Source organism: Salinimonas marina (assembly GCF_015644725.1).
Lineage (GTDB): Bacteria > Pseudomonadota > Gammaproteobacteria > Enterobacterales > Alteromonadaceae > Alteromonas.
In genome coordinates this window covers 1118067-1143100 of record NZ_CP064795.1, presented here as the reverse complement: position 1 = coordinate 1143100, position 25034 = coordinate 1118067, and the positions used below count along the sequence as shown (strand labels likewise).

The window sequence follows — 25034 nt, the reverse complement described above, 5'->3', positions numbered from 1 at the left end:
ACTAAAGTTACGAATGTGCGAATGTTGCATAATGCTGGAGGTTACCTGCAATAAGTCAAAACGTTATAAATACTTTGCCGCAGCAAAGACTCAGGGCCGCTGTCGCTTTGTGGAATAAAACAAAGCCAAAAAAACAGCGAGAAGCGTGCGGATTTTACCTATTTCTGCGCATAAAAGCGAATTAGTTCACTGTGGAGGCAGCAAAGCCCTGTCGTTAGGTTTTATAGCGCGGGCCTGGGAGCAGAAGAGGACTTGTTAACGGCAAGAAGCACGGGACGAAAGCGGCTTTTATCGATTTTCTTGAGATGGCCTGAGACCCCCACAAAAGCTGCCAGGGTTATCCCTGCGGCGCCCGCCACTACCAACAGCTCGTGACCGGTGTTTAACCAGGCCTGGAGTTGAGTAAGACCAGCCGCAGAAAGTAAAAACACCAACAGCGGTACCAGGTAAAGCCATACTGAAGCGCTTAACAGGCCGGCTTCAGGAATACCTACCTGCACCGTATCACCCACCTTCACCGACATCGGTGTTTCAATTTCAAGGTGTTGTACTTTTGGCGCCATAGCACGGGAGATTACCCCTGAGCCACAGTCAGACTGCGCCTGGCAGGATGAACAGGTAGATTTTATTGCTGCTTCTACGGTTACCCTGTCCTGGTCTACAGCAACCACGGTGGCGGTTTCGGTAATCATTGATTTTCTTTGCTCAAGGTTAAAGACTGGGCCATGGCGTTGGCGGTCTTTAATGGAATTTCGCCGACGACGGTAACCTGCGCAGCGCCGCTGGTAAAGGTTAAAAAGGTATTCAAATCGTGGCGCAGCGCTAAATCACTGCCGATTGCCTGCTTCGCTGATTGCACGTAGACCGACACGTCCACCAATCCGTCACTAAACAATTTGTGTTCCACTGCCTGTCCGGTCAGGGCAAGACGGCGCACATTCTGGCTTACTTCTACCATGCCCTTGGGCAAAAAGCCTACCTGCCAGTTATGTTGCTGAGATTGCCCCCGCCGGCCGGCCATAGGCTGTGGTAAAGAAGACTGGTTCACTTTGGAAAAGTAATCATGGGGCTTGTCGGTTACCTCAAATGAGGTTACCTGAATTTGTTCCAGCACATTGCCCTGTAAATCCACTGTATCAAGTTTGAGCAGCATTCCGGTGGTCTCATCCAGCCATAGCTGGTAAGAAAAACGGGTGTTATCGCGACTAATGATGCGCAGCTGCTGCGCGGTGCGTCCGGAAATACGGGCCCGCCCTACTGTTACAAACTTATAGGCTTGCTCCAGTCTGGCGGGCTGGTTCAGTAACATTGCCGGTATAGGACCATGAATAGCACCAGACCGCACGCTATAAGGGGGTACATCAGGTTCAAACACGCTTACCACCTGTCCCACCCGAATTTGCTCCTGGCCGGGGCCATTTTGCAGATTCAGTTGCTCCATCACGGTACCATCAGCCATTACCCCATGACGCCATAACCAGGGGATGGTTTCCTGCCCGGCACGAGCCTGGACAAATGCGACATGAAAATTCTGAGTAGCGACCATCTGAGCAAGTTTTTGCAACCAGCTCCGGGCATCAGCGACTTTTGCAGTTGGCCCGGGTTCATCCCCGGTCTGAGACGACGGGTTGGGCTGGGATGCTGATGTGGTTTGAGGCGTTGCGTAGGCGGCGCTCACTGTTACACACGCAAGTAAGACGGTGGCCGCCAACCTTTTGCTTAAATGGGCAAAAGTACAGCCTGGTAAAAGCCGATGAGTATTTGCGGCGCTGCTCATCCTGCAATAGGCAGCTGCCTCACCTTTATAAACATTTATTGGCAACAAGGCATGTTGCACACCATTACTGTTCAGGTTGCAGCTCCTGCGACTCTGTGGTTTTTTCGGTGGTCTGTTTAAGCTTAATCTGCTGCTCATGATCGGCAATCAACGCATTAATTTTACGTTTTTTCTCCATCATCACCGCCATATCATTACGTGGTACAGAGCGGGTTTGCTCTAAGCTAACCGGCGCTAATCCGCCCGGTGTACCAATCAATGGGGCTGCCGAGCCAGACGGGGTTTGTACCGGGGCTGGCTGATTCATCTGCTGCACCCCCATAATTACCGCTAGCGCCACCGACGCGGCTACCGCCAATTGTCCCGTGTGCTTGGCAAACGGGGTGACGGTACCAGTCTGGGTCAGGCGCTTCCACATCGACGGTTTAGGCGCCATAATCGTGGGTTCATCGGCCAACGCTGCTGCAACCTGAGCTGTTATATCCAGCTCCGGCGCCACCGCGCCCTCTTTACGAAGACCGCTTCTGATTACATGATAACGCCGCCATTTTTCCTGTAGCTGCGGATCCTGCTTGATTGATGGCAGGATTTCACTGCTACCAAGTTCGCCATCCATAAAGGCTGACAATTTTTCTCGCTGTTGCGTCATATAAACAAATCCTGATCAATTCTGATCGAACAACACTTAATCACAGCTGGTTAGTCCGACTCATTACAGAAAAGTTCAATTTTCTAGCAAAGGCTGCAAAACTTTATCAATTGCTTCCCTCGCCCGAAAAATACGAGAGCGCACGGTACCTACCGGACACTCCATTACATTCGCTATTTCTTCATAACTGAGCCCTTCGATTTCACGCAGGGTAATAGCCATGCGTAAATCATCGGGGAGTTTGTCCACAACCCGAAACAAAGTCGCTTCAATCTCACTGGATAACAGGCTTCGCTCGGGAGTCGAGTGCTCTTTGAGCGCATCGCTTCCTTCGTAATAATCTGCTTCTTCAGCATCCACATCACTGGCAGGTGGCTTGCGCCCCTGCGATACCAGGTAGTTTTTTGCACTGTTTACCGCGATACGGTAGAGCCACGTATAAAATGCGCTGTCCCCGCGAAAGTTGGGTAGTGCCCGATAGGCCTTGATAAAGGCATCCTGGGTGACATCCGCTACATCGCCACTGTTTTTGACATAGCGTGATACCAAATGCATAACTTTATGCTGATACTTTGTTACTAGCAGATTGAACGCGTTTTTGTCACCATTTTGTACTTTTTCAACAAGTTGTTGATCGGTCATCTGCTCGCTCATCCGAGCCACCACTCCTATACTTCTACTTCCTAACAGCCCACATAAGCATTGAAGTAGACTGCCACAAATTTAAAAAGTTCGTGCTTTTATTGATAAATAATCAAATTTCCGCGGAACATTACTTACAAGCCCATTGAGTTTTACTGCCTATCCATTAGACTTGCCGGACCTTAGCTTAATGAATACCTGCTAAAATACATGAATTCAGTGTCATCTTCACCCTCTTCTGCGCACCCACAGCCTATCGAGCACAGCTGTGATGTTCTTATCATCGGCAGTGGGGCGGCGGGTCTCAGCCTGGCGTTAAAATTAGCAGACCACTGCAAAGTGATAGTACTTAGCAAAAGCGATCGCAATGAGGGGTCTACTCGCTATGCTCAGGGCGGTATCGCTGCGGTGTTTGATGAAAAGGACTCCATCGATGCCCATGTGCAGGATACGTTGCAGGCCGGCGCAGGATTGTGTGATGAACATGCGGTTCGTTATACCGCTCAACGTGCCAAAGAAGCCCTGACCTGGCTGATTGGTTATGGGGTGCCCTTTGATAAAGAGCAGAACGAACAAGGTGAAGAACGCTATCACCTTACCCGCGAAGGCGGCCATAGCCATCGCCGCATTCTGCACGCCGCCGATGCCACCGGCGAAGCGTTACAAATCACCTTAAATGATGCGGTGGCCAAACACCCTAACATTCATTTTTTTGAACGTTACAATGCCATCGATTTAATTCAGTCAAAACAGCATCCGGGGAGCTGCTCAGGCGTCTATGTGTGGAGTCGCAAGCGCGAGCATGTCGAGGTGATCCGCTCTCGGTTCATTACGCTGGCCACTGGCGGTGGCAGTAAGGTATATCAGTATACCTCCAACCCTGATGTGTCCAGCGGTGATGGCATTGCCATGGCCTGGCGCGCCGGCTGCCGGGTGGCCAACATGGAATTTAATCAGTTCCATCCCACCTGCTTGTATCACCCTGAAGCACGCAACTTTCTGATCTCCGAAGCGCTGCGTGGCGAAGGGGCCCAGTTGTGTCATGCTGACGGCACCCGCTTTATGCAGAATTTCGACAAACGCGGGGATTTAGCCCCCCGTGATATCGTGGCCCGGGCCATTGATTATGAAATGAAACGGCTGGGTGCAGATTGTATGTATCTGGATATCAGCCATAAACCTGCCGAATTTATCGAAAAGCATTTTCCAAATATCCAGAAACGCTGTTTGGATCTGGGCATAGATATTACCCAACAACCAATCCCGGTGGTTCCGGCAGCCCACTATAGTTGTGGTGGGGTTATTACCGACACCAATGCCCGCACCGACCTGGATAATGTGTATGCGGTGGGCGAAGTCGCCTATACCGGCTTACACGGGGCGAACCGCATGGCCTCGAATTCGTTACTTGAATGTGTGGTTTATGCCACCTCCGCAGCGGAGCATATTCTTAGTCGTTTGCAAGACCCTTACGAAGATGAAGCCATTCCTGCCTGGGATGAAAGCCAGGTTACCAACTCTGATGAGGAAGTTATCATTCAGCATAACTGGCATGAATTGCGGCTGTTTATGTGGGACTATGTGGGGATTGTGCGCACTAATAAACGCCTGGAGCGGGCTCTGCGTCGGATTAATCTGCTGGAACAGGAAATTCAGGAATACTACGCGCACTTCAGGGTTTCGAACAATCTGCTGGAACTGCGTAACTTAGTGATGGTGGCAGAGCTGATTGTGCGCTGCGCGATGCAGCGTAAAGAAAGCCGGGGTCTGCACTTTAATCTGGATTATCCAGAGGCCCAGGATAACCCTGAACCTTCGATTTTAGTGCCCTCTGCCAGTCGTATTCAAAATACCCCCGGGGTGCTGGGCCCCTGATTCTAGCGGCCGGACGTCAGCGTAAGCTCACCCAGCAAATGCGGGGCGTCCACGGTGTCGTTGGTTAACCAGAATTTACACTTGCCCTGCTCTGCAACGCTAAAGCTTCGCGCGGTAGCCGGCAGTTTTATGGGCTTGATAAACTCACAGGACAATACAATTTCTGCCCCCTCGCTGTCTTCTTCCGAAGGCGGTATTTTCTGGCGGTCAGCCAGATCCGGTAAACCGGCGCACAGCCGCGCTAAACTCCACATACCATGGGCAATAGGTTGCCTGAACCCAAAAAATGAAGCACTGAAACGGCTTAAATGAATAGGATTGTAATCTTTGGACAATCTTGCATAACCACGCCCAGTGGCTTTGGTTGCCACCAGCACGGTGTGTTCCTGAACAGCCTCAGGTAACACTAACGGCTGCGGCTCGCGCCGGTATTTTTTAGGAGCAACATGAGGGGCCCGGGTTTTAACCAGATAAGAGGCCACCGCCCGATAGACGGTGCGCTGATGTTGCGAAGCACTGACCTCAATATCCACCACCCAACCTTTGTAATGGGGCCGGATGGCCCGATACCGGGCGTAAAGCATGAACGGCGCATCAGGGTCGATACAAAGCTGCTGGTTTATCTGATTAGACTTGTGGATCAGACCCATCACCGGAAACGGACTGTTGATGGTTGTTAAACACTGTAATTGCAGCGATAAACTCATCATCTGCAGATAGCATGGATGCAATACATTGTGCACCGGCCAGTTCATCTGCTCACAATATTGCTGATAATGTGATTTATCGATATGCAGGGACTGAGAATACTGACAGCTTGGTAATGCCGGTGGCTTAAATTGAACCAGCCGGGCTTTGTCGGCGCGTTGAGTAGCCGCACGAAAAATTAGTTTCAGTGATTTCATACACATTTAAAGAGTCGGTGCCGTAGCACGTTGAAGATGAAGAATCGCCCGTGACAAGCGCCGATAATGCAGTTCATCGCATTCACTACGCCATATCCAGTGGTAACCGCAAGGCTGCTGGTTACAGGAAAAGTGAAGATACAAACCCAGCGGCGTTATCCGGGATCGCCGGGTAAGCCACCAAATCGGCGCCTCTGCCAATGAAGCCGGGACGCTGGCTTGCTGCCAGCGAGACGCCCCGTCAAACCCCACCAACCATGGTGGACGAACCGCACAATGATGATAGCCATAAAGCGCATATATGGCTAACCCGGCAACGATTGCCAGCACCAGTGGATAACTGGCATAGCTGTACACCGGTTCAGGCAAACATACGCCGACCACGCCTACCGCCACCAGCGGCACTACCCACTGCCACCGGCGAAGCGGATGCGAGCGGAGCGTAAATTTATACTTTAACACGACCCAGAATGTGCTTAACCATGGCGGCCAGTTCGGGATCCTGACATTGCTGATGACCCATAAACCAGGCAAACAAATCGGGATCGTCGCTGGTCAGTAATCGTTCGAACACTTCTTGTTGTTCAAAGCTCATATCTTTGAAGCCGGTCTCGACAAACGGCAAAAACAATACATCGAGTTCCAGCATGCCCCGGCGACACGCCCACTTAAGACGTGCATATCTTTTGGGTGAAAACATAAACCACACAACCTGTCGTTAATATGGGTCACATCATAACACGTTGAATCAGGCCGAATCACTGACCTTTTTGCCGATTTTTCCCGGGCCATCCCTTGCTTCTTAGTGGTTCACCCCAACACTTAGGCTATCGTTTTTATTTAATGGTGTGTGTTGTTTATGAATTTGCCGGCCAGACTCAGTGAACTTTCTGATAATTTTATGATACCGCTAACGCATTACGGCGTGCTTGCGGTCGGCGGCGCGGACAGAGACAGTTATCTTCAGGGCCAGCTAACCGTAGATATCAATGCGCTCAAGTCGAACCAGGCCAGACATTCTGCTCACTGTGATGTTAAAGGCAAAACCTGGTCGCTTCAGACGGTCACCCGCCATCAGGACGATGTGTTGTTAAGCATCGAAAAAAGCGCATTGGAAATTACCCAGGCTCAGCTTAATAAGTACGGGGTATTTTCAAAAGTAGATATTCGCGATGTCAGCGACCAGTACACCCAGATTGCGCTACGAGGACAGACCGTCCTGGACTGGTTTGAGGATCAGGATATTGCGGTGCCGGAAGCCGCCATGCAGGTACAGGGCTTTGAAACTGGCGTTTTAGTCAAACTGGATTATCCTGAAAATGTGTACTTATTGATCGCTGAGCAGGATTTTTGTCAGCAGCTGGTTGAATTTGCGACAGACAACCCAATAACGCAGTACAGCCATGATGTTTATGAAGCATTGGCCGTGCAACATGGGGTGCCCCATGTAGATGCAGCGCACAGTAATGAATATGTGCCTCAGATGATGAATGTTCAGGCATTAGCAGGTATCGACTTTAGCAAAGGCTGTTATATGGGCCAGGAAGTGGTTGCCCGCACCCGATATCTGGGACGCAATAAACGCGCGGCTTTTGTGTTTAAGATTGACACCGCAGTGGCCATTGATGCAGACACCGTTGTTGAAAAACAGCTTGGTGAAAACTGGCGTCGTGGTGGTGCAGTCATTCGTCATGCGGTGTTAGGTGAGCAAACCTGGTTGTTGGCGGTGCTCAACAACGATACTACGTCCGAGGATGTATTTCGGTTAGCAAAATCAGAACACCCTACATTTTCAATAGAACCATTACCTTATTCTATTGATGATGGGAAAAAGTAACGAGCGTATTAGCGATAATCGTAAACACGCAAAACTCACGGCAGTAAGACTGCCAGGCAAAACTCAGGATTTTTTATGACAATTACTTCAGACAGTGTCGTCACCCTTCACTATACCGTATCTGCACAGGATGGCACTCAGCTGGATTCTTCTGTAGATAAAGAGCCACTGACTGTCTTATTAGGCAAGCGCTTTTTGATTGAAGGGCTGGAAGAAGCGCTGGAAGGCAAAGAAAAAGGTGAACAGTTTTCGGTATCAGTAGAACCTGACAAGGCGTATGGTCAGCGCGCTGATGAGCTGGTACAACAGGTACCACGCAGCATGTTCGACGGTATGGATGTAGAAGTTGGCATGTCATTTCGTGCCACGACTGATCAGGGCGAACAATCGGTAATGGTTATCGATACATCAGAAGAGCATGTGGTAATCGATGGTAACCACCCCTTAGCCGGCGTTCCGCTGTCATTTGAAGTGGAAGTGGTAGATGTACGCGAACCTACCGCAGAAGAGCTTGAACACGGCCATGCCCATGGTCCGGGTAGCGGCAACGATCACTAACTCGTTGCAATGCTAATAAATGGCATATTGCTGCCATTTATTATCGTGTTAAAAAAGGGGCCGGTCGGCCCCTTTTTAGTTTTCTGATCTGACTATATTTACCTGTTACAAGGCTTCTTCATTGGTTTCGCCGGTACGAATCCGCAACGCACTTTCCACATTGTAAACAAAGATTTTACCATCGCCAATTTTACCGGTATTAGCCGCTTCCTGGATGGCTTCTACTGCCTGCTCTACCAGTTCATCGCCAATAATGATTTCCAGTTTAATTTTTGGTAAAAAGTCGACCTGATATTCGGCACCACGATACAACTCAGTATGGCCTTTTTGTCGACCAAACCCTTTTACCTCGGTTACCGTCATGCCAGCGATGCCTACATCTGCCAGGGCTTCACGTACATCGTCCATTTTAAAGGGTTTGATTATTGCTTCGATCTTCTTCATGTCACCATTACTCTTTATCGTAGATAGTCGGTATTGCAACGCGCTTGTGCTGCGTGCGGGTATAAATAGCCAGCAGCTTTTCATCTACCTCAGGATCGGTATTTTTTCCTTCCAGAAAATCATCAATCTGATCGTAGGATAAGCCCAAAGCTTCTTCGTCTGCCTTTTGCGGAGTAAGAGACTCCAAATCGGCCGTCGGGGCCTTTTCAATAACCTTCGCCGGTGCTTTCAAATAAGCAGCCACCTGCCGCACCTGACGTTTGTTCAGACCAAACAGCGGCGCCAGATCACAAGCCCCATCGCCGTATTTGGTATAAAACCCGGTAATATTCTCAGCAGAGTGATCACTGCCAAGAACCAGCCCATCTACCATACCGGCAATTTCATATTGCACAATCATACGGGCCCGGGCTTTGACATTCCCTTTTACAAAGTCCTGTTTCGCCGGATTTTCGGGCAATAAATCCGCATGGCTCAGGGCCGCGGCGGTGGCCTCATGCAGTCCATCGGTGCCTGGCTGAATATTCACGCTTACACTCTTAGTGGGTTTAATAAACTCAATGGATTGCATAGCATCTGCTTCATCAGCCTGAGTATTATAAGGCAGTCTTACCGCGACAAACTGATAGGCGTTATCTTCTGTGTCCTGGTTAAGCTCATCTACCGCAAGTTGCGCCAGGCGGCCTAAAGTACATGAGTCGATACCCCCAGAGATGCCCAGCACCAGCGCATGCAGGCCTGAACGGATGAGCTGTTGTTTGATGAACTCAACGCGCCGGGACACTTCATATTCCGGATCTATTTCAGGAAGCACCTTCATTTCATCAATAACGGCTTGTGTGTGCATGTTTTATTGTCCACGTAATCTAATGCTATTTTGTTAGCTAAGTTTACTGTAAAGGAAAAAGACTGTCAGTAGTCTGGCTCTGTTTCGCAAAAGGTCTTTAGCATGTACGGCTGTGCTGGCCGTGAGTTTACTTTTGTTCAGATTCTCTTTGAGGTATCAAATCTTAGGGTGATGCAAATAAAAGTATACCCAAAAATGCGCGAATTTGGTTAGGCTATAACCAAGGTACTCTACGAACATCTTATTTATGTTGAAACAACATGGCCTGACCCTGGTGGAGCTGATGATAACCGTTGCCATTGCATCGATACTCATCACGGTGGGGGCGCCGGGCATTTCATCTATATTACAGCAAAATCAGGTCATCGCAGATATTAATAATATCAGCTCGGTGGCCCGGGTTGCTCGCTTTACTGCCGTTGATGAAAGCGCCTCAGTGGTCATGTGTCCCACCAATAATTACACCAAGTGCGAAAGCGACTGGAGTCTTGCCAAGATGGTGTTTTTAGACGCGGATAACGACGGTCAGTTAGGGGGCGCAGAGACGCTACTGGTAGCGACTGATCCGGTTTCATCTTCCAATACCATTTCCGGGGTTACCGGTTCGCTGGTTTTTCGTGCTGATGGTTCGGTAAGTCAGCAAGCTTCAATCCAGATTTGCCCGGCTTCGGGTAACAACAAGTACGCTTCTGCTTTGCTTATCTCGTTATGGGGACGGTTAGCCATTGCGACCGATGACGATGATAACGGCATTCGAGAAGATATTTCCGGCACCGATTTAAGTTGTAGCTAACCCCTGATGCACGGCTACCGTTACCAGCATTCTTCGGGTTGCTTTTGTAATTTCTGGGTTAAGGTCAGCTGGGCGCAGCGTCCCCCGGGCTTTCGGCTGCGCGCTGACAACTGATAGTAGTTTTTGTCCACTGCGGTGATTGCGAATATATAATGCTTTGAATGTGGTACCGGCAATTCATGGGCTTCTGCATAGCGCTCAAATTTCAGATAAAAGCTTTCCTGGGCAGACTGTAGTGCTAGCAAGTGTAATCTGGCATTGTTCAGGTTGGCTTGCTCAATGATATGCTGATAGCCCGGCACCGCCACGATAGCCAGAATAGCGCTGATGGCAAGTGCTATCATCAGCTCCAATAATGTAAACCCGAAAGACCTCGTCATCTTATAAAATTCCTTACCTCAGTACAGCTTTTGTGGCTGTGATTTTCTCCTATCATGGAAAACCATAATTACTTGTCACAAGCGAATAAAACACTGTGCCTGAGAACAGAAAATGCTCCGCCGCTGGTTTTAGCCTGCCAGAGCTACTTATCACCCTGATGGTGCTGGTGCTTATTACGCAACTGGCCATGCCGCCATTAACACGCTGGCAGCAGGAAAATGCCTTACGAACCCAGGCCCAGCGACTGTCACTGTTTTTACGCGATGCCCAACAATTAGCCATCACTCTCAATAAACCGGTGTATGTGATTAGCCGCGCTGGTAACGGTCCCGCCTGTCTGGTGATAGCTTATGCAGCTAACTGCCCCTGCACTACTCAGGCTCCCTGCTCGGTGCGCCATAGCCAGGAGGCACAGTTATTTAGAGGACGCGTAGCATTGCTGGGCAGTACCTATACACCGGTTAAACCTTTGCTGTTCCAGGCTCTCAGCGGCCTGAGCTTTGGTCATGCCGGCTCCTTTGTTATCGGTAATGGTTCGATGCAAATCAAGCTGATACTCAATAACTTAGGACGTATTCGCCTATGTACCCCAGCCGACCCGGTTACGGCGATTGTCTCATGTTGAAACAGCACGGTTATAGCCTGATAAGTCTCATGATAAGTCTCACGCTAGGCTCGGTGTTGTTAGGCGCGGCGTTTTACTGGGCGCAGATCACCCTTAAGCGTCATCAGTTGGTATTACAGACTATGGCGATGGAAGATGAAATGAGCCGGGTGCTGCAGCTGATGCGTTTGCAATTGCGTCGGGCTGGGTACGATGGGCTTGCCGTGGAACGGCTACTGGCAGGGGAAGACCGTACAGACAGTCCATTTTTTCCGGCCCTGCAGGTTTCCTCTCATGCGGGTGAGACGGACCATAGCTGTGTGGTATTTCGCTATGACAAAAACCACAATGGCAGACTGGATTCAGCTCAACCGGTTGAGACGTTGGGTTTTCGATTGCACAATCAGGCTATTGAGTACCGGGTGGGTGGTCGCTCCTGCCAGGCCTCGGGGTGGCATGATTTAACGTCTTCGTCGGTGTTGATGATAAATCATTTAGCGTTTGAGGTAGCGCGTTTACCTGCGAAGAATAACAGCGCAATGATTCGCATTACATTTGAGGCGGCCCTTAGTCAGGATCCGGATATAGCCCGTCAGGTGGTCAGTACCCTATGGGTAAGGAATTTTTGAACGTGCGCACCGCCGGTGGATTTATTATTATCGTGCCGCTGGTTATCCTGTTGCTGATGGTGAGCGCGGGCGCCATGCTTATTGTCGACTCGGTAACACAGCACAGCCGGTTTGGTTCGCAAATCACCACACAGCAACGCCTCATAACGGACACCGAACAGCAACTAGACATGGCGATTGCCGCCAGTCCGTATGCTTTACGCCAGCCCCAGCCGCCGACCACCATCGGGGGACACACCACCCTGCTTGCTGGTTTCAGCGCCTCGCTGAACGATGCTCAGATTAGTTCTTTTGAGCTACTGACCAGCGATAATATGAATAAAAACATAGAATTGCGGCAGCAACTTATCCGGTTTCCGCTGTTACAGGCTATTCCTGAAGCGGCCTTGATGTTTAATCAGCCGTTGCCCGGCAGTGTCAGCTTTACCGTGCACTTTTCTAAGCCGGTAGCGGCTGGCGCTCCTCTCACCGTGTGGGCGGGCGAGGACCTGACTCCGGGCCCTCATCGTCACCGCTGTATTAGCAGCCTTTTCACCGAAACCGTTTGTCACCCGGTGCTGCTTACCTTAAAGCCTGAGCCCGGGATTCTCGGCAATAGTGCCCAATACCCGGCGCAGCTATTGTCGGCGCTGTTTGGCACGTCCATAACCCGCCTTTCTCAGTTATCAGACTTTGCCCAATACCGTTCAAATTGTGAGTCCCTGGATACTGCCAGCCGGGGCTTATCATCGTGACCGGGCCTTGTGAGGTTGCGGCCGGACAGCAAATTGGCAGCAGCACCGCGCCGGTGCTGCTGATGGTGACCGGTAATCAGTTGCATCTGGCCATCTACAGTCAGCTTAATGGCCTGGTGCTAATGCCCGGGGGCGACCCCAGCAATACGGTTGATATTAATATAAGCCCCGAAGCAGTAATCACCGGCGCACTGATGGTGGAAGGCGCGCTCGAGCCGGCATCAAGGCTAACGGTTCGCTACGACAGGGCCGTACTGCGGAATTTGCAAAAGCTGAGGGAGTTACAACGGGTACAGGCTGTCATTGGCAGCTGGCGGGATTTTTAATCATGCGAATGCAAATTGTGAGGGTTCAATGAATTTATCGGAATGCCTGATTGCCGGCTTTATGCTGACCACCTCAGCAGTCGCGGTGGCCAAACTTCAGTTTCAGTGGCAGCAACAACTTTTTTTACTCAAACGCCAGCAAGCCAGCAGCTCAGAACACCACAACAGTGTATGGAATCTGTATCAGGTTGGCGCCCCTGACGCCGAAACACCGCAAAGAAATATGCTGCAGGCGGTGCAGCAACACATTATGGCAGTGGCGACAGACACAGAGTCGCCCTATGCCTTTGCATTTGATGATGCCACTCTGCAACACCAGCAGGCGATCATGGTTGGGCAGGCGCTGGATTTTGAAGTAACCGCACCTCAGCAAAGCGCCATAACCAAAGTAACCTTAGGCTATAATCCGCATCCTGAGGGCACCGAAGCGGGCGTTCAACATCAGGTCTTAGTGGCCCGCCCTGCAGCCACATTCCCACTGACACAGCTTAATTTTGACCGCTTGTACCCAGCCAGTGAATAGCTGCAGGGTTAACACGACCAGCACCACTCACCCGCATCCACCTTATTATTTTTATTCTGGTCCCAACCTTTGCGGCCGTCGCTGTAGTAAAACAGGCTGCCATCGGACTTTTGCGGCGTACTTGCCACCGGCGTCGCCTTGATGATAAAGGTCTGACTGTCGGCCTCTTCAATGGTCAACTCATAACGTTTTTTAGCCGCTTGTTCGTTTGCCGGAGAATAGTCAGCAAATGTGGCGGGCTTACCTGTATCTGCACTACTTTGCGCAGCCCCTTCATAGGTAAAGCCACCACTATGATGGCGTTCCATACTGGCGGCTAAGGCCATTAAATCGGCTTGAGCGGTGCCACGAAAGCTGCTGATCATTACATTTTGATAAGCCGGGTAACCCACGGCCGCAATAATACCGACAATCGCGACCGTGATCATAAGTTCGATAAGGGTAAAGCCCTGTGCGATGCTTTTGAGTAATCCTGGTTGCTGTTGCATCTTAATCTCGCTCAATTTCTGATTTCCAGCTTTCATGCATGACACGCTCAAAACGACCATAGATATTTTCCATCAGGCAGCTAAACGCAGACGAACACTCTTTGTCCGTACCATCATCGTTGGTCTCAATGACGGCAGAAGAACACTCTGTACCCAGACAAACCACAGGTGCAGTGATGTCTTCTATCAAAATTTTTGCCTGCGGGGCGATTCCGCTTTGGTTAAGATCTGAATAACGATCCTGGTGATCCAGCTCACTATTGTTGTTCAAATCGCCTACTGCATTGCCGTTGACCAAATTAACAAGGTAAGCCCGGCTTCTGCCCGTAGGCGGTGCACACGCACTTTGTGAACTGGAGGCAGGTATATAACTCGTAAACAAAATTTTGTAATCAATGATCAGAGGTGAGGCCAGCACTTTCTCTCCCTGGACCACCATATCCATAGACCAGCCTTGTTTACCGGCAAATGTTGAGGCTGCAAGTGCGCGAGTGCCGTCATCGGTACTGGCCAGCGTATGTGGCGTAACATCGAATAGGTCGTCTTGCGTTAAATCAGAGCCAAAACTGTATTCGCCATCTTCATCAACACTGAACACGCCTTTATCTTTTATCATATAAAACTTATCATTTACCGCCGTATCTAGCGGCGCCGCGCGCCAACCGCTTCCTACCGCCACGGCGTAATAAATTTCATCATCAAGCGCAACTTCAGAAACATCAGGTCCATAATAAAAATGGCGATTATTGGCAACCCCGGCTCCACCTAAATCAGCCAGTCGAGCACCTTTGATAAGGTCGGCACCTGACTCACCATTGTATATATCGAAGCGGAATATTTGTCCGCCGATATCTGCGGCATACATATGATCGGCTAAGCCATCACGATCTCGATCGATCACTGAAATACGGCCCGGAATACTGTATTCCATTGCACTGACGTTTAAGTCTGCATCAGCATTGCTGGCACTCCATAATAATGCACCGCTGTCAGCATCAAAAATAAATACCGCATTCCCTACGGTGTTAGGTAAACGCTCAGGATTCGTATCTGCCTGTTCATCGTAACCACCACCCACAATCATGACATTTTTAACCGTACTACCAAACTTCATTTTAGTAAGCGTGGGCCGCGACCATGTTTGACCAAGCTTTTCCAAATCTGTTTCCCCACCCTTGATACTGAATACCAACTTTGGAGAGGTTTTACTTGTTACATCAAAAACATAGTAGTTTCTTCCACCTCTGCGCATACCAACATAGAGATACTGCTTGCCCTCTACCTCGCGCCAGACTATTTCGCCATCAATACCATAAACATGGTTGAAGGTTGAATTGTTTTCATAAAAAGTAGGCAAGTTAACTAATAACTCTTTAGGGGCTATCGCGAAATTTTCTTCGCCAGTTTGCGCGTCGAAAGAATGTAGGAAACCTTGATTAGTCGCTACAAAAATTGCTGAATCGGTAGCTGAATAACTTACCACTGCCGGCTGAGAATGAATTGGATCGCCCATTTGCAAGCGCACATCAGTAACATCACCGTCGCCATCTGCATCATTAACATCCACGCCCCTTGCCCATTTTAAAACGGCATCACGTAAAGGTATGTCGAGTAGCCCGAGGCCGAGATCAGCAGTGGAGATATTCAGATTGGTTTCGCTAATTCTATTATTAGATTTTATAATAGAACCTGGGCCATCAAAGAAGTACATGTTTCGATTGCTGTCAAACAAGCTAATCACACCACCTTCTCTGACATCATTGCCATCGGTCAGCACCGACCAATAGCTGTGGGCAGTTTCGGTGAAAAATCCCGACACGCTGTCTACAGCATTGGCGCCATTTTTATCAACGATGGTATTGCCGTCAAGACGATATTTCTTCAAGTTACCGGGCCACTGAGCACCTTCGTCAGGCTTAAACAGCGCGAAATACAACTCATCCTGGTGCGTCAATCGGTTTAATTGATTCACAGCAATTCCCGGCGATACAAAGGTGGTGTTCACATCTTTAACGGTTCGCAATATAGTATCAAACGCGTCCAGTAACTCACTGCTGTCGTCTGCTTTGTAAAAATTGCCACCGCCCTGCAACGCCAATTTATTCAGGAAGTTATTGGCGCTAGTATTTGCTGAAAACCCGATGGTGTGGGTCATTACACGACGATCTATTGCCGACTTGTTTTTATCGTATAAATTTCGCACCAAATCAAGACCGCATTGTTCGCCACCGCTGCCGGTACAACTTTTACCTATCAATGCTTCAATTTTTGAGACACTGTGATTGTAGTTAGCGTCACCATCTGACAACAACACAATATGATTATTGGTCTGACATTGCAGATCCGTCACCGGCGATACGTAGGTCGCCCCAGAGGGAATAGTTTCGGTCATGCATTTGCTATCACTTAAATTAGTACCGTCGCAGCCACTCGGTTTTATTGAGTCTGAGCCAATATAGGATTTTCTATGGCTGACCCGCGTACTTCGGCGTACATTCTGACTGGTAGCGCTGGTACCACGCTGTAAGCCATAATCTACCGGCCGACCGCCGTAATATTGAGTTGCTTCGTACAAGGTATCTACAATCGGCGTATAGCCATTGGCACCCAGCTCATCAATTTTGCTCAGTAAGTGGTCCCGTACGGTGGAAACCTGGCCTGGAACAGCATTGCCTTTAAATTGAATGTACAATTTTGGCGCATAGCCTTTACTTCCTTTGTAAGTATACGCCCCCGCCTCGCCTTTAAAAGCATGCAGTAAAAAGCCCAAATCATTGCCCGACTTCCAACCATCTCGGCCCACAATTTCTTCAACAAGGTCGCTGATATCAGGGCTTACCAATTTGTCATTTTTTTTACTAGGCAACATCACCCAATCGACTTTTTTACCTTTCTTTTTATCATTAAGAACATCTTTTTGACTGTCACCGAACGCCCCAACATCATCTTCCTTGATACTGTGCACATGCATCGTGGCTGGCAGGTTATAATTAGCCGCGGAATACAACGACAGATAGGCCTTTTGAATTTCTGCATCTTGCGGAATACTGACATTAGTAAACCTGAGACCAACAAATTCATTTTGTTTTTTGTTAAAATCTAGTCGATTACCTGTACTGCCATTGCCTTTTTTAGTTTCTTCGCGGTTGTCATTCTGATTGTTGATTTGATAGTAACTTTCAGCAGCAATACAACCATTCGCGGTCGTTTGATCGTAAGTGACGACCAACTGCGCGGCTTGATCCGTGCCACTATCATAGGCGTGCGTTTTACGAGCACTCGCGACGTCTTGGCTAGTACCTTCAAAAAGAATATTTAAACGTTCGCCACCACACCAGTGCTTATCATCTACGATCTCCTGAATAATAATACTAATGTCGGGTGTGACCACCACTTCTCCGTCTAAGGGAAACTCATTGTTTGAATCCCAGATAACTTCACTGTCAGTTGTATCTCGGTCCGACAGATCTTCCTCATCATCCTTAAATCGACTGCTCTTTTTATCATCATCATCATCATCATCATCATCATCTTTGTCTTTTTCTTCACCTCTAATGATAATTTTCGTTGGTGCTGAGTTTTGCTGAGCAGAGGTAAGACGAATGTGGGCACTGGTGATGGTGGCACCCTGAGGAATATTGAGGTCGTCAAAGCTTACCCCGGAAATTACCTTTTGCTTTCCTCGACTCAGCTCAAGAACACTATTGTTTAAATAAACATCTTCATCAATTTCATGCGCATCACCATCTTTTGAGCCTACCGAAACGATCAGCTCTGGATTGACGGGCGCATCCAGATCTTCAATGGGGTAAAGTACCGGCCCCCAAAATCTGAAAAACGCATCAAGCCCGCGTTGATGTCAGTCGCCGAACCGATCGCCGAGGACAAAGCCTCCTTAACTCGCATCATTCTGGACTTTTCGGTATCGTCTTTATTGTTCATACTGCCGGAGGTGTCCATAATGAACATTACATTCGGCTTATAAGTGACAGCTGTTTCACCGGTGCCCAGGTATATGTCTAAATCGTCAGCAAACGCTGCAGATCCAATACACAGCCACAAAAAGAAAAATGTGGAGAATCTTGCTAATTTTTTCATGCTAATTCCTTAGACTAATTAGACGCAGGTGCAAGCACTGCAGCGGAAACACTATTGGCCACAATGGTAGAACGGCCGTCCACCTGACCACAGCCTTTCACGACGAATACATGGCAGTTGATATTGCTGCCGCCAATGACATTGCTTGAACCGCGACACGCCTGTTCGCGAACAAATGCTGTGCGTGACCAACTGCGGGTTTTGACTTCGGTTTGATAATCGCCCGCGGCGGTATGTACGGCATTAGTACTTAACCCCGCATTGGTCATCTGGCGATTGGTCCATTTTGCATTTTCGGTGCAGCTAAGATCTTCAACGTTGGGGTCAAGTTGCGTACCCTGGCGAGCTTGAGACAGTGGGTCAAGGAGCGCCGCATTGGTCAGCAATATTTCGTCTTCTGATTCAAAGAAAACACCGGCCAGGGCGGCTTCAGCAGCATCAAAGGCTAAGCCAGATTGCTGCATCGAGGTCGCCATTTTGTTTTGGTTTAAGCTGCTGGAAACCGCACTCACCCCTAAGATGGTCAGGGACAATAGCACCAGCAATGCCAGTACTAGTACGATGCCTCTTTGCTGCTTCATTTGGCGCTCCTTACAAAATTTTTCATATTTCTTAAGGTCAAAGTCTGGCTGAAAACCTGATAATAACGATTGGCTTCTGTACTTACCGGACTTTCATTTAATACTGCAATCTGACTTACGGGAATCCCGCTGACCTGACCAGTATCACTACGCAACAGTACTCCTACACGCAGTGATACCACCTGTTGAGTATTGGTTCTTGCCAACGCCAGCTCGCTGGCGGTAACAAAGCGAATAACCTGGCCTTGGGAGATATCACGTTCATTGGTAATGCCGTACAGCACCTGAAAGCTTTGTACATTGTCCATCAAATCCTGCGCCGCGCCGTTTACCACACCAGTAGCAACCCCCGCAGCACGCGGCCATCATAGCCGGTACAGGTTAGGCGGCCATTGGTGACCTGATACACATTTACTACATGAAATTCTATGCCATTAGTATGGCCATGGGTGGCCCCTGTACAATCTGCGTCAGCCAGCATGTTAACGACTAGCTGATCATTGCCACCGCTGCCGGTTTGCAGGCTTCCCAAACCGGGCTTGGCCACATAATCGCCAGGCAAACCGATGGGACGATTCTGAATAAATGCTGACTCCACCAGAAGATCGACACTGGGGTCTATGCGTGAGCCAATTTGGTCGTAGCGTCCGGTTTCGTGTAATTCACGGGTAAGTCGGGTCATAATAAAGCGTCCCGCTTCCTGTACCTGACCAACGGCTTGATTCAGCCCGTTAGTAACCCGGCTGCTGACCATTACCTGGATAACTCCGCCAGTAATCACTAATCCCAATACCAGCGATATCATCAATTCAATCAGGGAAAAGCCCCCACTGCGTTTCATAAGGTAATATCCTTAAACACACATTCGTTGCTGTCGCCGTCGGTGGGATTACACCGTGCCATCAAATTGTAGTTACGATTGGCCGACACCGTGACCGGCCAGGACAGAGTGATTTGAATGCGAGAACCAGCGCTGCACACATCGGCGTCAACGATATTATTGTCCTGGCAGCCTACGTTGATGCGTGTTTGTGGGTTGGTTTGAACCGCGGCGCAGGATAATGCCCAGCCCTCGTAACGGGCCATTTGCGATTCAGTACACTCGGTACCTTCACAATTCGGGACACTGGAAGGCTTGCTTAAACAATGACAAAGGTAAGGATCGTTACCGGCGCAGGAAAGGCCGGTAAAATTGTAAGAGGCGTTGCTGAAATAATCGTTGTGGGCTACCATCCCATCACCCGCTGTGGCGGGTCTGGCGGCTGAACGCAGGCTTTCTGCCACTTGCTCTGCAACCAGCTCTGACTGTGTTCGGCTGATGGCGTCGCGGTTTTGGAAAGAGCCTACAAATTGTAACGAGGCGACGCCCAGCAGTCCGACTGCCAGAACAAACAGGGTGACCAGAATCTCGATCATCCCCACACCTTGTTGATAATGTTGCGCCAGCTTGCGCATAGGTTGCATCTGCCTAAATGACTATTAACAACCTTATGCTATATCAACCTGACTGAATATTGCGTATTGGTAATTACGATAGCGTATCGAAACTGATTCGCGTGATGCTACCCGACCTGCTTGATGCGTAATTCTTTAGGTACCGCAAACTCAACATTTTCTTCTCTACCCTGGCGCTCTGAGGCTTTTTCAGCACCCCAGGAGATAAGCCGGTCAATAACGCCCTTGACCAAAACTTCTGGTGCTGAGGCGCCCGCGGTCACCCCTACATGCTCAATGCCCTCCAGCCAGCTTCTTTGGATGCAGTTAGCATCGGCAATCAGGTACGCCTGGGCGCCTACCTTTTCCGCCAGCTCCCGTAACCGATTAGAGTTAGAGCTGTTTTGCGCACCCACGACCAGCAGCACTTCACAGTCGCTGGCAAGCTCGCGCACCGCATCCTGACGATTTTGGGTTGCGTAGCAGATATCATCTTTGCGAGGGCCTTCGATAGCCGGGAAACGTGCGCGCAGCGCATCAATCACATCCGCGGTATCATCGACCGACAAGGTAGTCTGACTGCAATAATACAAGGCATTAGGATCTTTTACCGACAACCGCGCCACATCCGCACTGGACTCCACCAGATAAATGCCGCCTTCCGGGTTGCTGTACTGCCCCATCGTGCCTTCGACTTCGGGATGCCCCGCATGGCCAATCAGAATACATTCTGTCCCCGTCTTGCTGGCACGGGTCACTTCCATATGCACCTTGGTGACCAGCGGACAGGTGGCATCAAATACTTTCAGACCACGCCGCTGCGCTTCGTTTCGAACTTTTTTAGAGACCCCGTGGGCCGAGAAAATAACTATGCTGTTGTCTGGCACTTCGCTGAGTTCATCGACAAAGACCGCGCCGCTTTCACGCAGACCATCAACCACAAATTTATTGTGCACCACTTCATGGCGCACATAAATTGGTGGCTTAAACATCTCAAGTGCGCGCTCCACAATCGTAATGGCACGGTCAACACCGGCACAAAAGCCCCGTGGGTTTGCTAAATGAATTTGCATGCAAAGCTCCTTTAAGCCGACGGCTCACTGACCTCTAAAATTTCAACATCGAAGATAACCGTCTGGCCTGCCAGAGGATGGTTAAAATCTACTGTCACCGAGTCACCCGCAACACTACGAATAATACCGGGAATTTCCTGCCCATTTGGCTGACCAAACCCCATAATCATCCCTTCACTAATGTCCATATCACTGGAAAACCGGTTGCGGTCCATATAATGAATATTCTCAGGTTTTGAGTGGCCAAACGCATCCTCAGGCGCCAGAGTGAACGATTTTTTGTCACCCTGCTGCAGGCCCAACAGGCAGGCTTCAAAATTTTCGGTCAGGCTACCATCGCCCATCACCAGTTTTGCCGGCTTTTTATTAACACGGGTACTGTCGGCGGCCGAACCATCTTCCAGTTTTAAATCGAAATGCATCAGCACTTCGCTGTGTGACCCAATTACAGCATCAGACATATCGCCCCCTTCAGTTACTGCTTTTGCGATGAGGTTGTATTGTCGCCGGCCGATTTATTGGCGGTCAGCATATCAATAATAAGTAAAATGGCGCCTAAAAAGATGGCGCTGTCAGCCAGATTAAATGCCGGCCAGTGCCACTGACCCACATAAAAATCTAGAAAGTCGATGACATAGCCATGGACCAAACGATCATAAACATTGCCAAGCGCGCCGCCCAGCACCAGGGTGTAGGCAACTGGCAATAAGATTTGGTCACGTGGGGTATTTTTCAACCACCATAGTATCAGGGTACTCACCACGGCAGCAATGCCGGTAAAAAACCAGCGTTGCCAACCATCGGCATCATGCAAAAAGCTAAATGCCGCACCGTAATTGTGCACATAGGTGAGATTAAAAAACGAGGTCACCTGCACCGACTGATACAAGTCCATCGACCCGAGTACCGTGTACTTAGTCCACTGGTCCAGTACAAACACCACCACACTGAGCCATAAAAAGCGCAGACCACTGGCTTTTATTGAGTTAAGCATACCGGCGTGTCTCTCCGTCGCCCTCAACATTGGTGACACAGCGCTGACACAATTCCGGATGCGCTTCATTCAGACCCACATCTTCGCGCACATGCCAGCAGCGCACACACTTTTCGCCCGCACTCTTGTGTACTTCTATGCGCAGGCCGTCCAGTGCCGTAGCTGCGGCACTTTCAGGTGCCTGGTCCAATGGGTGCAGATGCACTTTTGAAGTGATCAGCACAAATCGTAATTCGTCATCCAGCTGACGCAACAGAGTTACTAGCTCATCACTGGCATACAACTGAATCTCTGCTTCCAATGAGCCGCCCAGTGTGCCTTCTTTACGAGCCTGCTCCATAGCCTGGTTAACCGCATCCTTCACCTGCATAATTTGCTGCCAGAACTGTGTACCAAACTCACCTTCACCGGTGAAAGGCGCCAGGCCTTCGTACCAGCTTTGGGTGAACACAAACTCTTCGCGCTCACCTGGCAGCGCTTCCCATAACTCCTGAGCGGTAAAGCTGGTAATGGGGGCCATCCAGCGCACCAGCGCTTCAACAATATGGTACAACGCTGTTTGACATGAGCGCCGCGCGTTGCTGTCCGCTTTGGCGGTATACTGGCGGTCTTTGATAATATCCAGATAAAAACTGCCCAGCTCAATCGAGCAGAAGTGCATCAGCTTTTGACTGACCACCAGTAAGTCATACTGCTCGTAGGCTTCGGCCAACTCCTGCTGTAAGGTGTTGGTGCGACTCACAATCCAGCGATCCAATGCCACCATATCTGCAGGCGCCACCGCATCTTCGGCCGGGTCGAAGCCATTTAGGTTGGCCAGCAGAAAACGTGCCGTATTACGCAGACGACGATAGGAATCTGCCGCGCGCTTCAAAATCTCATCAGAGACCGCAATTTCACCACGATAATCGGTAGAGGCTACCCACAGACGCAGAATATCCGCGCCCAGTTTGCCAGTCACTTCCTGCGGCGCTACCACATTGCCCACCGATTTCGACATCTTGCGGCCATGGGCATCCACGGTAAAGCCATGGGTAAGCACCTGCTTATAAGGCGCATGGTTGTGCATGGCGGTAGAGGTCATCAGGGATGACATAAACCAGCCTCGGTGCTGATCCGAGCCTTCCAGGTACAAATCGGCGCCGGCAGGGATATCGTCACGACGATCCACCACAAAATAATGGGTGACCCCCGAGTCAAACCAGACATCCAGGGTATCGGTAACCTTATCGTACTGGTCTGCATCTTCACCGAGTAACTGCGCATCGTTCAGATCCCACCAGGCTTCGATGCCTTTGAATTCGACTTTTTCAGCAACCTGTTCAATCAGCTGACTACTTTGAGGATGAATCTCACCGGTAGTCTTGTGGACATACAGTGGAATGGGAACGCCCCAGGTGCGTTGGCGCGAGATACACCAATCCGGACGGCCTTCTACCATTTTTTGAATCCGGTTTTCACCCCACTCCGGAATCCACTGAGTTTGTTTGATCTGCTCTAATGAGGCGTCCCGCAAGCCTTGCTTGTCCATACTGATGAACCACTGCGGCGTTGCCCGGAAGATGATTGGGGTTTTATGGCGCCAGCAATGCGGATAGCTGTGCTCGTATTTCACATCCAACACCAGATTGCCATTCGCTTTCACGGTTTCAATAATGGCGTCATTGGCTTTAAACACAAACTGGTTAGCAAATAATGGCGTGTTTTCTAAAAATACCCCATTGCTGCCCACCGGGTTGTACACATCAATGCCATACTCTTTGCCCACATTAAAGTCATCGACACCATGCGCCGGGGCGGTATGTACACAGCCGGTACCCGAGTCTGTTGTTACATGCTGACCCAGAATCAATGGGGTTTGCTGGTTTTCAATAAACGGGTGCGCCACGGTGGCATGTTCCAGGGCTTCACCTAGACAGCTGGCTTTTTCCGCATAGGCCTCAATGTCATAGCGCTGCATGCAGCTTTCAATAAGATCATGCGCCAACACCAGCCATTCGCCGGTTTCGGTAACTTCAACCAGCGAGTAGGTCAGCTCAGGGTGCAGCGTAATAGCGCGGTTGGCCGGCAGGGTCCAGGGCGTAGTGGTCCAGATAACCACCCCGGCATTATGCTGTTCAAGATCCGCTTGTGTGACACCAAATGCCTGCGCTATGGGGCCGGTATCGGTGATCGGAAATTTGACATCAATCGCCGGCGAAACTTTGTCTTTATATTCAACTTCGGCCTCTGCCAGTGCCGAACCGCAGTCGGTACACCAGTGGACCGGCTTAAAGCCTTTCTCGAGGTGACCCGAGTCGACAATTTTGCCAAGCGCGCGAATGATGTCGGCTTCTGAAGTAAAGTCCATGGTTTTGTAGGGATTGTCCCATTCACCAAAAATACCCAGCCGGATAAAGTCGGCCTTTTGACCATCAATTTGCTTATCCGCGTATTCGCGGCACTTTTGACGAAACTCAGCGGCGGACACTTTCTTACCGGGTTTTCCGACCTTTTTTTCCACCATTAGCTCGATGGGCAACCCATGGCAATCCCATCCAGGTACATAAGGCGCGTCAAAATCAGCCAGCGTTTTGGATTTAACAATAATATCTTTGAGGATTTTGTTTACAGCATGGCCAATGTGAATATTGCCGTTTGCGTACGGAGGTCCATCATGCAAAACAAACGGTTTTTTGCCTGATTTAGCCTCACGAATTTTTTTATAAATGCCTTTTTCCTGCCAGGTTTTCAGCATTTTGGGTTCACGCTGCGCCAGATTTCCGCGCATTGGAAACGGCGTTTCCGGAAGATTTAGTGTGGCCTTGTAATCACTCATAAAATTGTTTTTTCCATCCACCTG

Annotated in this window: 28 protein-coding genes and 1 pseudogene; 9 read left to right on the top strand and 20 right to left on the bottom strand. The window is 49.6% G+C overall.

Features of this window, described 5'->3' with window-relative positions:
- Positions 1-221: 221 nt before the first annotated feature.
- From IT774_RS04930 to rpoE, 4 genes are all read right to left on the bottom strand, one after another.
- Positions 222-692 (bottom strand): SoxR reducing system RseC family protein, encoded by a 471-nt coding sequence (locus tag IT774_RS04930; protein WP_195811595.1) that lies wholly within the window; start codon positions 690-692, stop codon positions 222-224.
- A complete protein-coding gene (locus IT774_RS04925) occupies positions 689-1777 on the bottom strand; it encodes a MucB/RseB C-terminal domain-containing protein (protein WP_195811594.1) in 1089 nt (362 codons plus the stop codon). The genes IT774_RS04930 and IT774_RS04925 overlap by 4 nt, the downstream gene beginning before the upstream one ends.
- A gap of 64 nt (positions 1778-1841) precedes the next feature.
- Entirely contained in the window at positions 1842-2426 is a 585-nt protein-coding gene (locus IT774_RS04920) for a sigma-E factor negative regulatory protein (RefSeq protein ID WP_195811593.1), read from the bottom strand.
- 75 nt (positions 2427-2501) lie between these two features.
- The gene (gene rpoE, locus IT774_RS04915) at positions 2502-3080 is read right to left on the bottom strand and encodes an RNA polymerase sigma factor RpoE (protein WP_195811592.1); all 579 of its coding nucleotides are present in this window, start codon (positions 3078-3080) and stop codon (positions 2502-2504) included.
- Positions 3081-3278: 198 nt separating this feature from the next.
- Between rpoE and nadB the strand changes: the two genes are divergently transcribed.
- A complete protein-coding gene (nadB, locus tag IT774_RS04910; RefSeq protein ID WP_195811591.1) occupies positions 3279-4943 on the top strand; it encodes an L-aspartate oxidase in 1665 nt (554 codons plus the stop codon).
- A gap of 2 nt (positions 4944-4945) precedes the next feature.
- On the opposite strand, the gene IT774_RS04905 is transcribed toward nadB, so the two are convergent.
- From IT774_RS04905 to IT774_RS04895, 3 genes are read right to left on the bottom strand one after another with little or no spacing between them, the layout of a single operon-like run.
- A complete protein-coding gene (locus tag IT774_RS04905; protein WP_195811590.1) occupies positions 4946-5848 on the bottom strand; it encodes a MaoC/PaaZ C-terminal domain-containing protein in 903 nt (300 codons plus the stop codon).
- Between the two features lie 6 nt (positions 5849-5854).
- Positions 5855-6310, bottom strand: coding sequence for a protein YgfX (locus IT774_RS04900; RefSeq protein WP_195811589.1), 456 nt, complete (start codon positions 6308-6310; stop codon positions 5855-5857).
- On the bottom strand, positions 6297-6548 hold the full coding sequence (locus IT774_RS04895; protein WP_195811588.1) for an FAD assembly factor SdhE: 252 nt from the start codon (positions 6546-6548) through the stop codon (positions 6297-6299). Before IT774_RS04895 ends, IT774_RS04900 begins: the two co-directional genes overlap by 14 nt.
- Positions 6549-6749: 201 nt before the next feature.
- Here IT774_RS04895 and ygfZ point away from each other — a divergent pair, with 201 nt between their 5' ends.
- Both ygfZ and IT774_RS04885 read left to right on the top strand, forming a co-directional pair.
- Positions 6750-7685, top strand: a complete 936-nt coding sequence (ygfZ, locus tag IT774_RS04890) for a tRNA-modifying protein YgfZ (RefSeq protein WP_195811587.1) — start codon at positions 6750-6752, stop codon at positions 7683-7685.
- Positions 7686-7760: 75 nt separating this feature from the next.
- Positions 7761-8243, top strand: a complete 483-nt coding sequence (locus IT774_RS04885; RefSeq protein ID WP_195811586.1) for an FKBP-type peptidyl-prolyl cis-trans isomerase — start codon at positions 7761-7763, stop codon at positions 8241-8243.
- Between the two features lie 105 nt (positions 8244-8348).
- On the opposite strand, the gene IT774_RS04880 is transcribed toward IT774_RS04885, so the two are convergent.
- A complete protein-coding gene (locus tag IT774_RS04880; RefSeq protein ID WP_195811585.1) occupies positions 8349-8687 on the bottom strand; it encodes a P-II family nitrogen regulator in 339 nt (112 codons plus the stop codon).
- A 7-nt stretch (positions 8688-8694) separates the two neighbouring features.
- A complete protein-coding gene (nadE, locus tag IT774_RS04875) occupies positions 8695-9534 on the bottom strand; it encodes an ammonia-dependent NAD(+) synthetase (RefSeq protein WP_195811584.1) in 840 nt (279 codons plus the stop codon).
- A gap of 247 nt (positions 9535-9781) precedes the next feature.
- On the opposite strand from nadE, the gene IT774_RS04870 reads away from it, so the two are divergent.
- Entirely contained in the window at positions 9782-10327 is a 546-nt protein-coding gene (locus tag IT774_RS04870; protein ID WP_195811583.1) for a GspH/FimT family pseudopilin, read from the top strand.
- Positions 10328-10347: 20 nt separating this feature from the next.
- Here IT774_RS04870 and IT774_RS04865 read toward each other — a convergent pair whose 3' ends face one another.
- On the bottom strand, positions 10348-10707 hold the full coding sequence (locus IT774_RS04865) for a type IV pilin protein (RefSeq protein WP_195811582.1): 360 nt from the start codon (positions 10705-10707) through the stop codon (positions 10348-10350).
- A 95-nt stretch (positions 10708-10802) separates the two neighbouring features.
- Here IT774_RS04865 and IT774_RS04860 point away from each other — a divergent pair, with 95 nt between their 5' ends.
- Genes IT774_RS04860 through IT774_RS04840 form a run of 5 tightly spaced genes read left to right on the top strand, consistent with a single transcriptional unit; the run spans position 10803 to position 13524 of the window.
- Positions 10803-11333: a prepilin-type N-terminal cleavage/methylation domain-containing protein gene (locus tag IT774_RS04860; protein ID WP_195811581.1), complete on the top strand. Its 531-nt coding sequence runs from the start codon at positions 10803-10805 to the stop codon at positions 11331-11333.
- Complete coding sequence (locus IT774_RS04855) at positions 11327-11941, top strand: prepilin-type N-terminal cleavage/methylation domain-containing protein (protein WP_195811580.1); 615 nt, start codon at positions 11327-11329, stop codon at positions 11939-11941. Before IT774_RS04860 ends, IT774_RS04855 begins: the two co-directional genes overlap by 7 nt.
- The gene (locus IT774_RS04850; protein WP_195811579.1) at positions 11923-12675 is read left to right on the top strand and encodes a hypothetical protein; all 753 of its coding nucleotides are present in this window, start codon (positions 11923-11925) and stop codon (positions 12673-12675) included. The genes IT774_RS04855 and IT774_RS04850 overlap by 19 nt, the downstream gene beginning before the upstream one ends.
- On the top strand, positions 12672-13001 hold the full coding sequence (locus tag IT774_RS04845) for a hypothetical protein (RefSeq protein WP_195811578.1): 330 nt from the start codon (positions 12672-12674) through the stop codon (positions 12999-13001). Before IT774_RS04850 ends, IT774_RS04845 begins: the two co-directional genes overlap by 4 nt.
- Before the next feature lie 28 nt (positions 13002-13029).
- Positions 13030-13524, top strand: a complete 495-nt coding sequence (locus IT774_RS04840; protein WP_195811577.1) for a hypothetical protein — start codon at positions 13030-13032, stop codon at positions 13522-13524.
- Between the two features lie 8 nt (positions 13525-13532).
- Here IT774_RS04840 and IT774_RS04835 read toward each other — a convergent pair whose 3' ends face one another.
- The 10 genes and pseudogenes from IT774_RS04835 to ileS form a co-directional block, all read right to left on the bottom strand.
- Positions 13533-14012 carry a type IV pilin protein gene (locus IT774_RS04835; RefSeq protein ID WP_195812208.1) on the bottom strand — a complete coding sequence of 160 codons (480 nt, stop codon included), beginning with the start codon at positions 14010-14012 and terminating at the stop codon, positions 13533-13535.
- Position 14013: 1 nt separating this feature from the next.
- Positions 14014-18110 (bottom strand): annotated as a pseudogene (locus IT774_RS04830) (PilC/PilY family type IV pilus protein).
- 14 nt (positions 18111-18124) lie between these two features.
- Complete coding sequence (locus tag IT774_RS04825) at positions 18125-18691, bottom strand: PilX N-terminal domain-containing pilus assembly protein (RefSeq protein ID WP_195811576.1); 567 nt, start codon at positions 18689-18691, stop codon at positions 18125-18127.
- Entirely contained in the window at positions 18688-18999 is a 312-nt protein-coding gene (locus IT774_RS17310; protein WP_232365126.1) for a PilW family protein, read from the bottom strand. The genes IT774_RS04825 and IT774_RS17310 overlap by 4 nt, the downstream gene beginning before the upstream one ends.
- Positions 19000-19019: 20 nt before the next feature.
- On the bottom strand, positions 19020-19532 hold the full coding sequence (locus tag IT774_RS17305; RefSeq protein ID WP_232365125.1) for a PilW family protein: 513 nt from the start codon (positions 19530-19532) through the stop codon (positions 19020-19022).
- Positions 19529-20146 (bottom strand): prepilin-type N-terminal cleavage/methylation domain-containing protein, encoded by a 618-nt coding sequence (locus IT774_RS04815; RefSeq protein WP_195811575.1) that lies wholly within the window; start codon positions 20144-20146, stop codon positions 19529-19531. The genes IT774_RS17305 and IT774_RS04815 overlap by 4 nt, the downstream gene beginning before the upstream one ends.
- A 107-nt stretch (positions 20147-20253) precedes the next feature.
- Positions 20254-21198 carry a 4-hydroxy-3-methylbut-2-enyl diphosphate reductase gene (gene ispH, locus IT774_RS04810; RefSeq protein WP_195811574.1) on the bottom strand — a complete coding sequence of 315 codons (945 nt, stop codon included), beginning with the start codon at positions 21196-21198 and terminating at the stop codon, positions 20254-20256.
- 11 nt (positions 21199-21209) lie between these two features.
- The gene (gene fkpB, locus IT774_RS04805) at positions 21210-21659 is read right to left on the bottom strand and encodes an FKBP-type peptidyl-prolyl cis-trans isomerase (protein ID WP_195811573.1); all 450 of its coding nucleotides are present in this window, start codon (positions 21657-21659) and stop codon (positions 21210-21212) included.
- A gap of 14 nt (positions 21660-21673) precedes the next feature.
- On the bottom strand, positions 21674-22192 hold the full coding sequence (gene lspA / locus IT774_RS04800) for a signal peptidase II (RefSeq protein WP_195811572.1): 519 nt from the start codon (positions 22190-22192) through the stop codon (positions 21674-21676).
- A complete protein-coding gene (gene ileS / locus IT774_RS04795) occupies positions 22185-25010 on the bottom strand; it encodes an isoleucine--tRNA ligase (RefSeq protein WP_195811571.1) in 2826 nt (941 codons plus the stop codon). The genes lspA and ileS overlap by 8 nt, the downstream gene beginning before the upstream one ends.
- Positions 25011-25034 lie beyond the last annotated feature (24 nt).

What these genes read in the sequence shown, in the direction of transcription:
- IT774_RS04895 (WP_195811588.1), bottom strand. Translation starts at nt 6,548, where the DNA reads ATGTTTTCACCCAAAAGATATGCACGTCTTAAGTGGGCGTGTCGCCGG.
- IT774_RS04825 (WP_195811576.1), bottom strand. Translation starts at nt 18,691, where the DNA reads ATGAAGCAGCAAAGAGGCATCGTACTAGTACTGGCATTGCTGGTGCTA.
- nadE (WP_195811584.1), bottom strand. Translation starts at nt 9,534, where the DNA reads ATGCACACACAAGCCGTTATTGATGAAATGAAGGTGCTTCCTGAAATA.
- IT774_RS04850 (WP_195811579.1), top strand. Translation starts at nt 11,923, where the DNA reads ATGGGTAAGGAATTTTTGAACGTGCGCACCGCCGGTGGATTTATTATT.
- IT774_RS04920 (WP_195811593.1), bottom strand. Translation starts at nt 2,426, where the DNA reads ATGACGCAACAGCGAGAAAAATTGTCAGCCTTTATGGATGGCGAACTT.
- IT774_RS04870 (WP_195811583.1), top strand. Translation starts at nt 9,782, where the DNA reads ATGTTGAAACAACATGGCCTGACCCTGGTGGAGCTGATGATAACCGTT.
- ileS (WP_195811571.1), bottom strand. Translation starts at nt 25,010, where the DNA reads ATGAGTGATTACAAGGCCACACTAAATCTTCCGGAAACGCCGTTTCCA.
- ispH (WP_195811574.1), bottom strand. Translation starts at nt 21,198, where the DNA reads ATGCAAATTCATTTAGCAAACCCACGGGGCTTTTGTGCCGGTGTTGAC.
- IT774_RS04930 (WP_195811595.1), bottom strand. Translation starts at nt 692, where the DNA reads ATGATTACCGAAACCGCCACCGTGGTTGCTGTAGACCAGGACAGGGTA.
- IT774_RS04865 (WP_195811582.1), bottom strand. Translation starts at nt 10,707, where the DNA reads ATGACGAGGTCTTTCGGGTTTACATTATTGGAGCTGATGATAGCACTT.
- IT774_RS04855 (WP_195811580.1), top strand. Translation starts at nt 11,327, where the DNA reads ATGTTGAAACAGCACGGTTATAGCCTGATAAGTCTCATGATAAGTCTC.
- rpoE (WP_195811592.1), bottom strand. Translation starts at nt 3,080, where the DNA reads ATGAGCGAGCAGATGACCGATCAACAACTTGTTGAAAAAGTACAAAAT.
- IT774_RS04840 (WP_195811577.1), top strand. Translation starts at nt 13,030, where the DNA reads ATGAATTTATCGGAATGCCTGATTGCCGGCTTTATGCTGACCACCTCA.
- IT774_RS04815 (WP_195811575.1), bottom strand. Translation starts at nt 20,146, where the DNA reads ATGCGCAAGCTGGCGCAACATTATCAACAAGGTGTGGGGATGATCGAG.
- IT774_RS04880 (WP_195811585.1), bottom strand. Translation starts at nt 8,687, where the DNA reads ATGAAGAAGATCGAAGCAATAATCAAACCCTTTAAAATGGACGATGTA.
- IT774_RS17310 (WP_232365126.1), bottom strand. Translation starts at nt 18,999, where the DNA reads ATGGACAATGTACAAAGCTTTCAGGTGCTGTACGGCATTACCAATGAA.
- ygfZ (WP_195811587.1), top strand. Translation starts at nt 6,750, where the DNA reads ATGATACCGCTAACGCATTACGGCGTGCTTGCGGTCGGCGGCGCGGAC.
- IT774_RS17305 (WP_232365125.1), bottom strand. Translation starts at nt 19,532, where the DNA reads ATGAAACGCAGTGGGGGCTTTTCCCTGATTGAATTGATGATATCGCTG.
- fkpB (WP_195811573.1), bottom strand. Translation starts at nt 21,659, where the DNA reads ATGTCTGATGCTGTAATTGGGTCACACAGCGAAGTGCTGATGCATTTC.
- lspA (WP_195811572.1), bottom strand. Translation starts at nt 22,192, where the DNA reads ATGCTTAACTCAATAAAAGCCAGTGGTCTGCGCTTTTTATGGCTCAGT.
- nadB (WP_195811591.1), top strand. Translation starts at nt 3,279, where the DNA reads ATGAATTCAGTGTCATCTTCACCCTCTTCTGCGCACCCACAGCCTATC.
- IT774_RS04925 (WP_195811594.1), bottom strand. Translation starts at nt 1,777, where the DNA reads ATGAGCAGCGCCGCAAATACTCATCGGCTTTTACCAGGCTGTACTTTT.
- IT774_RS04885 (WP_195811586.1), top strand. Translation starts at nt 7,761, where the DNA reads ATGACAATTACTTCAGACAGTGTCGTCACCCTTCACTATACCGTATCT.
- IT774_RS04905 (WP_195811590.1), bottom strand. Translation starts at nt 5,848, where the DNA reads ATGAAATCACTGAAACTAATTTTTCGTGCGGCTACTCAACGCGCCGAC.
- IT774_RS04835 (WP_195812208.1), bottom strand. Translation starts at nt 14,012, where the DNA reads ATGCAACAGCAACCAGGATTACTCAAAAGCATCGCACAGGGCTTTACC.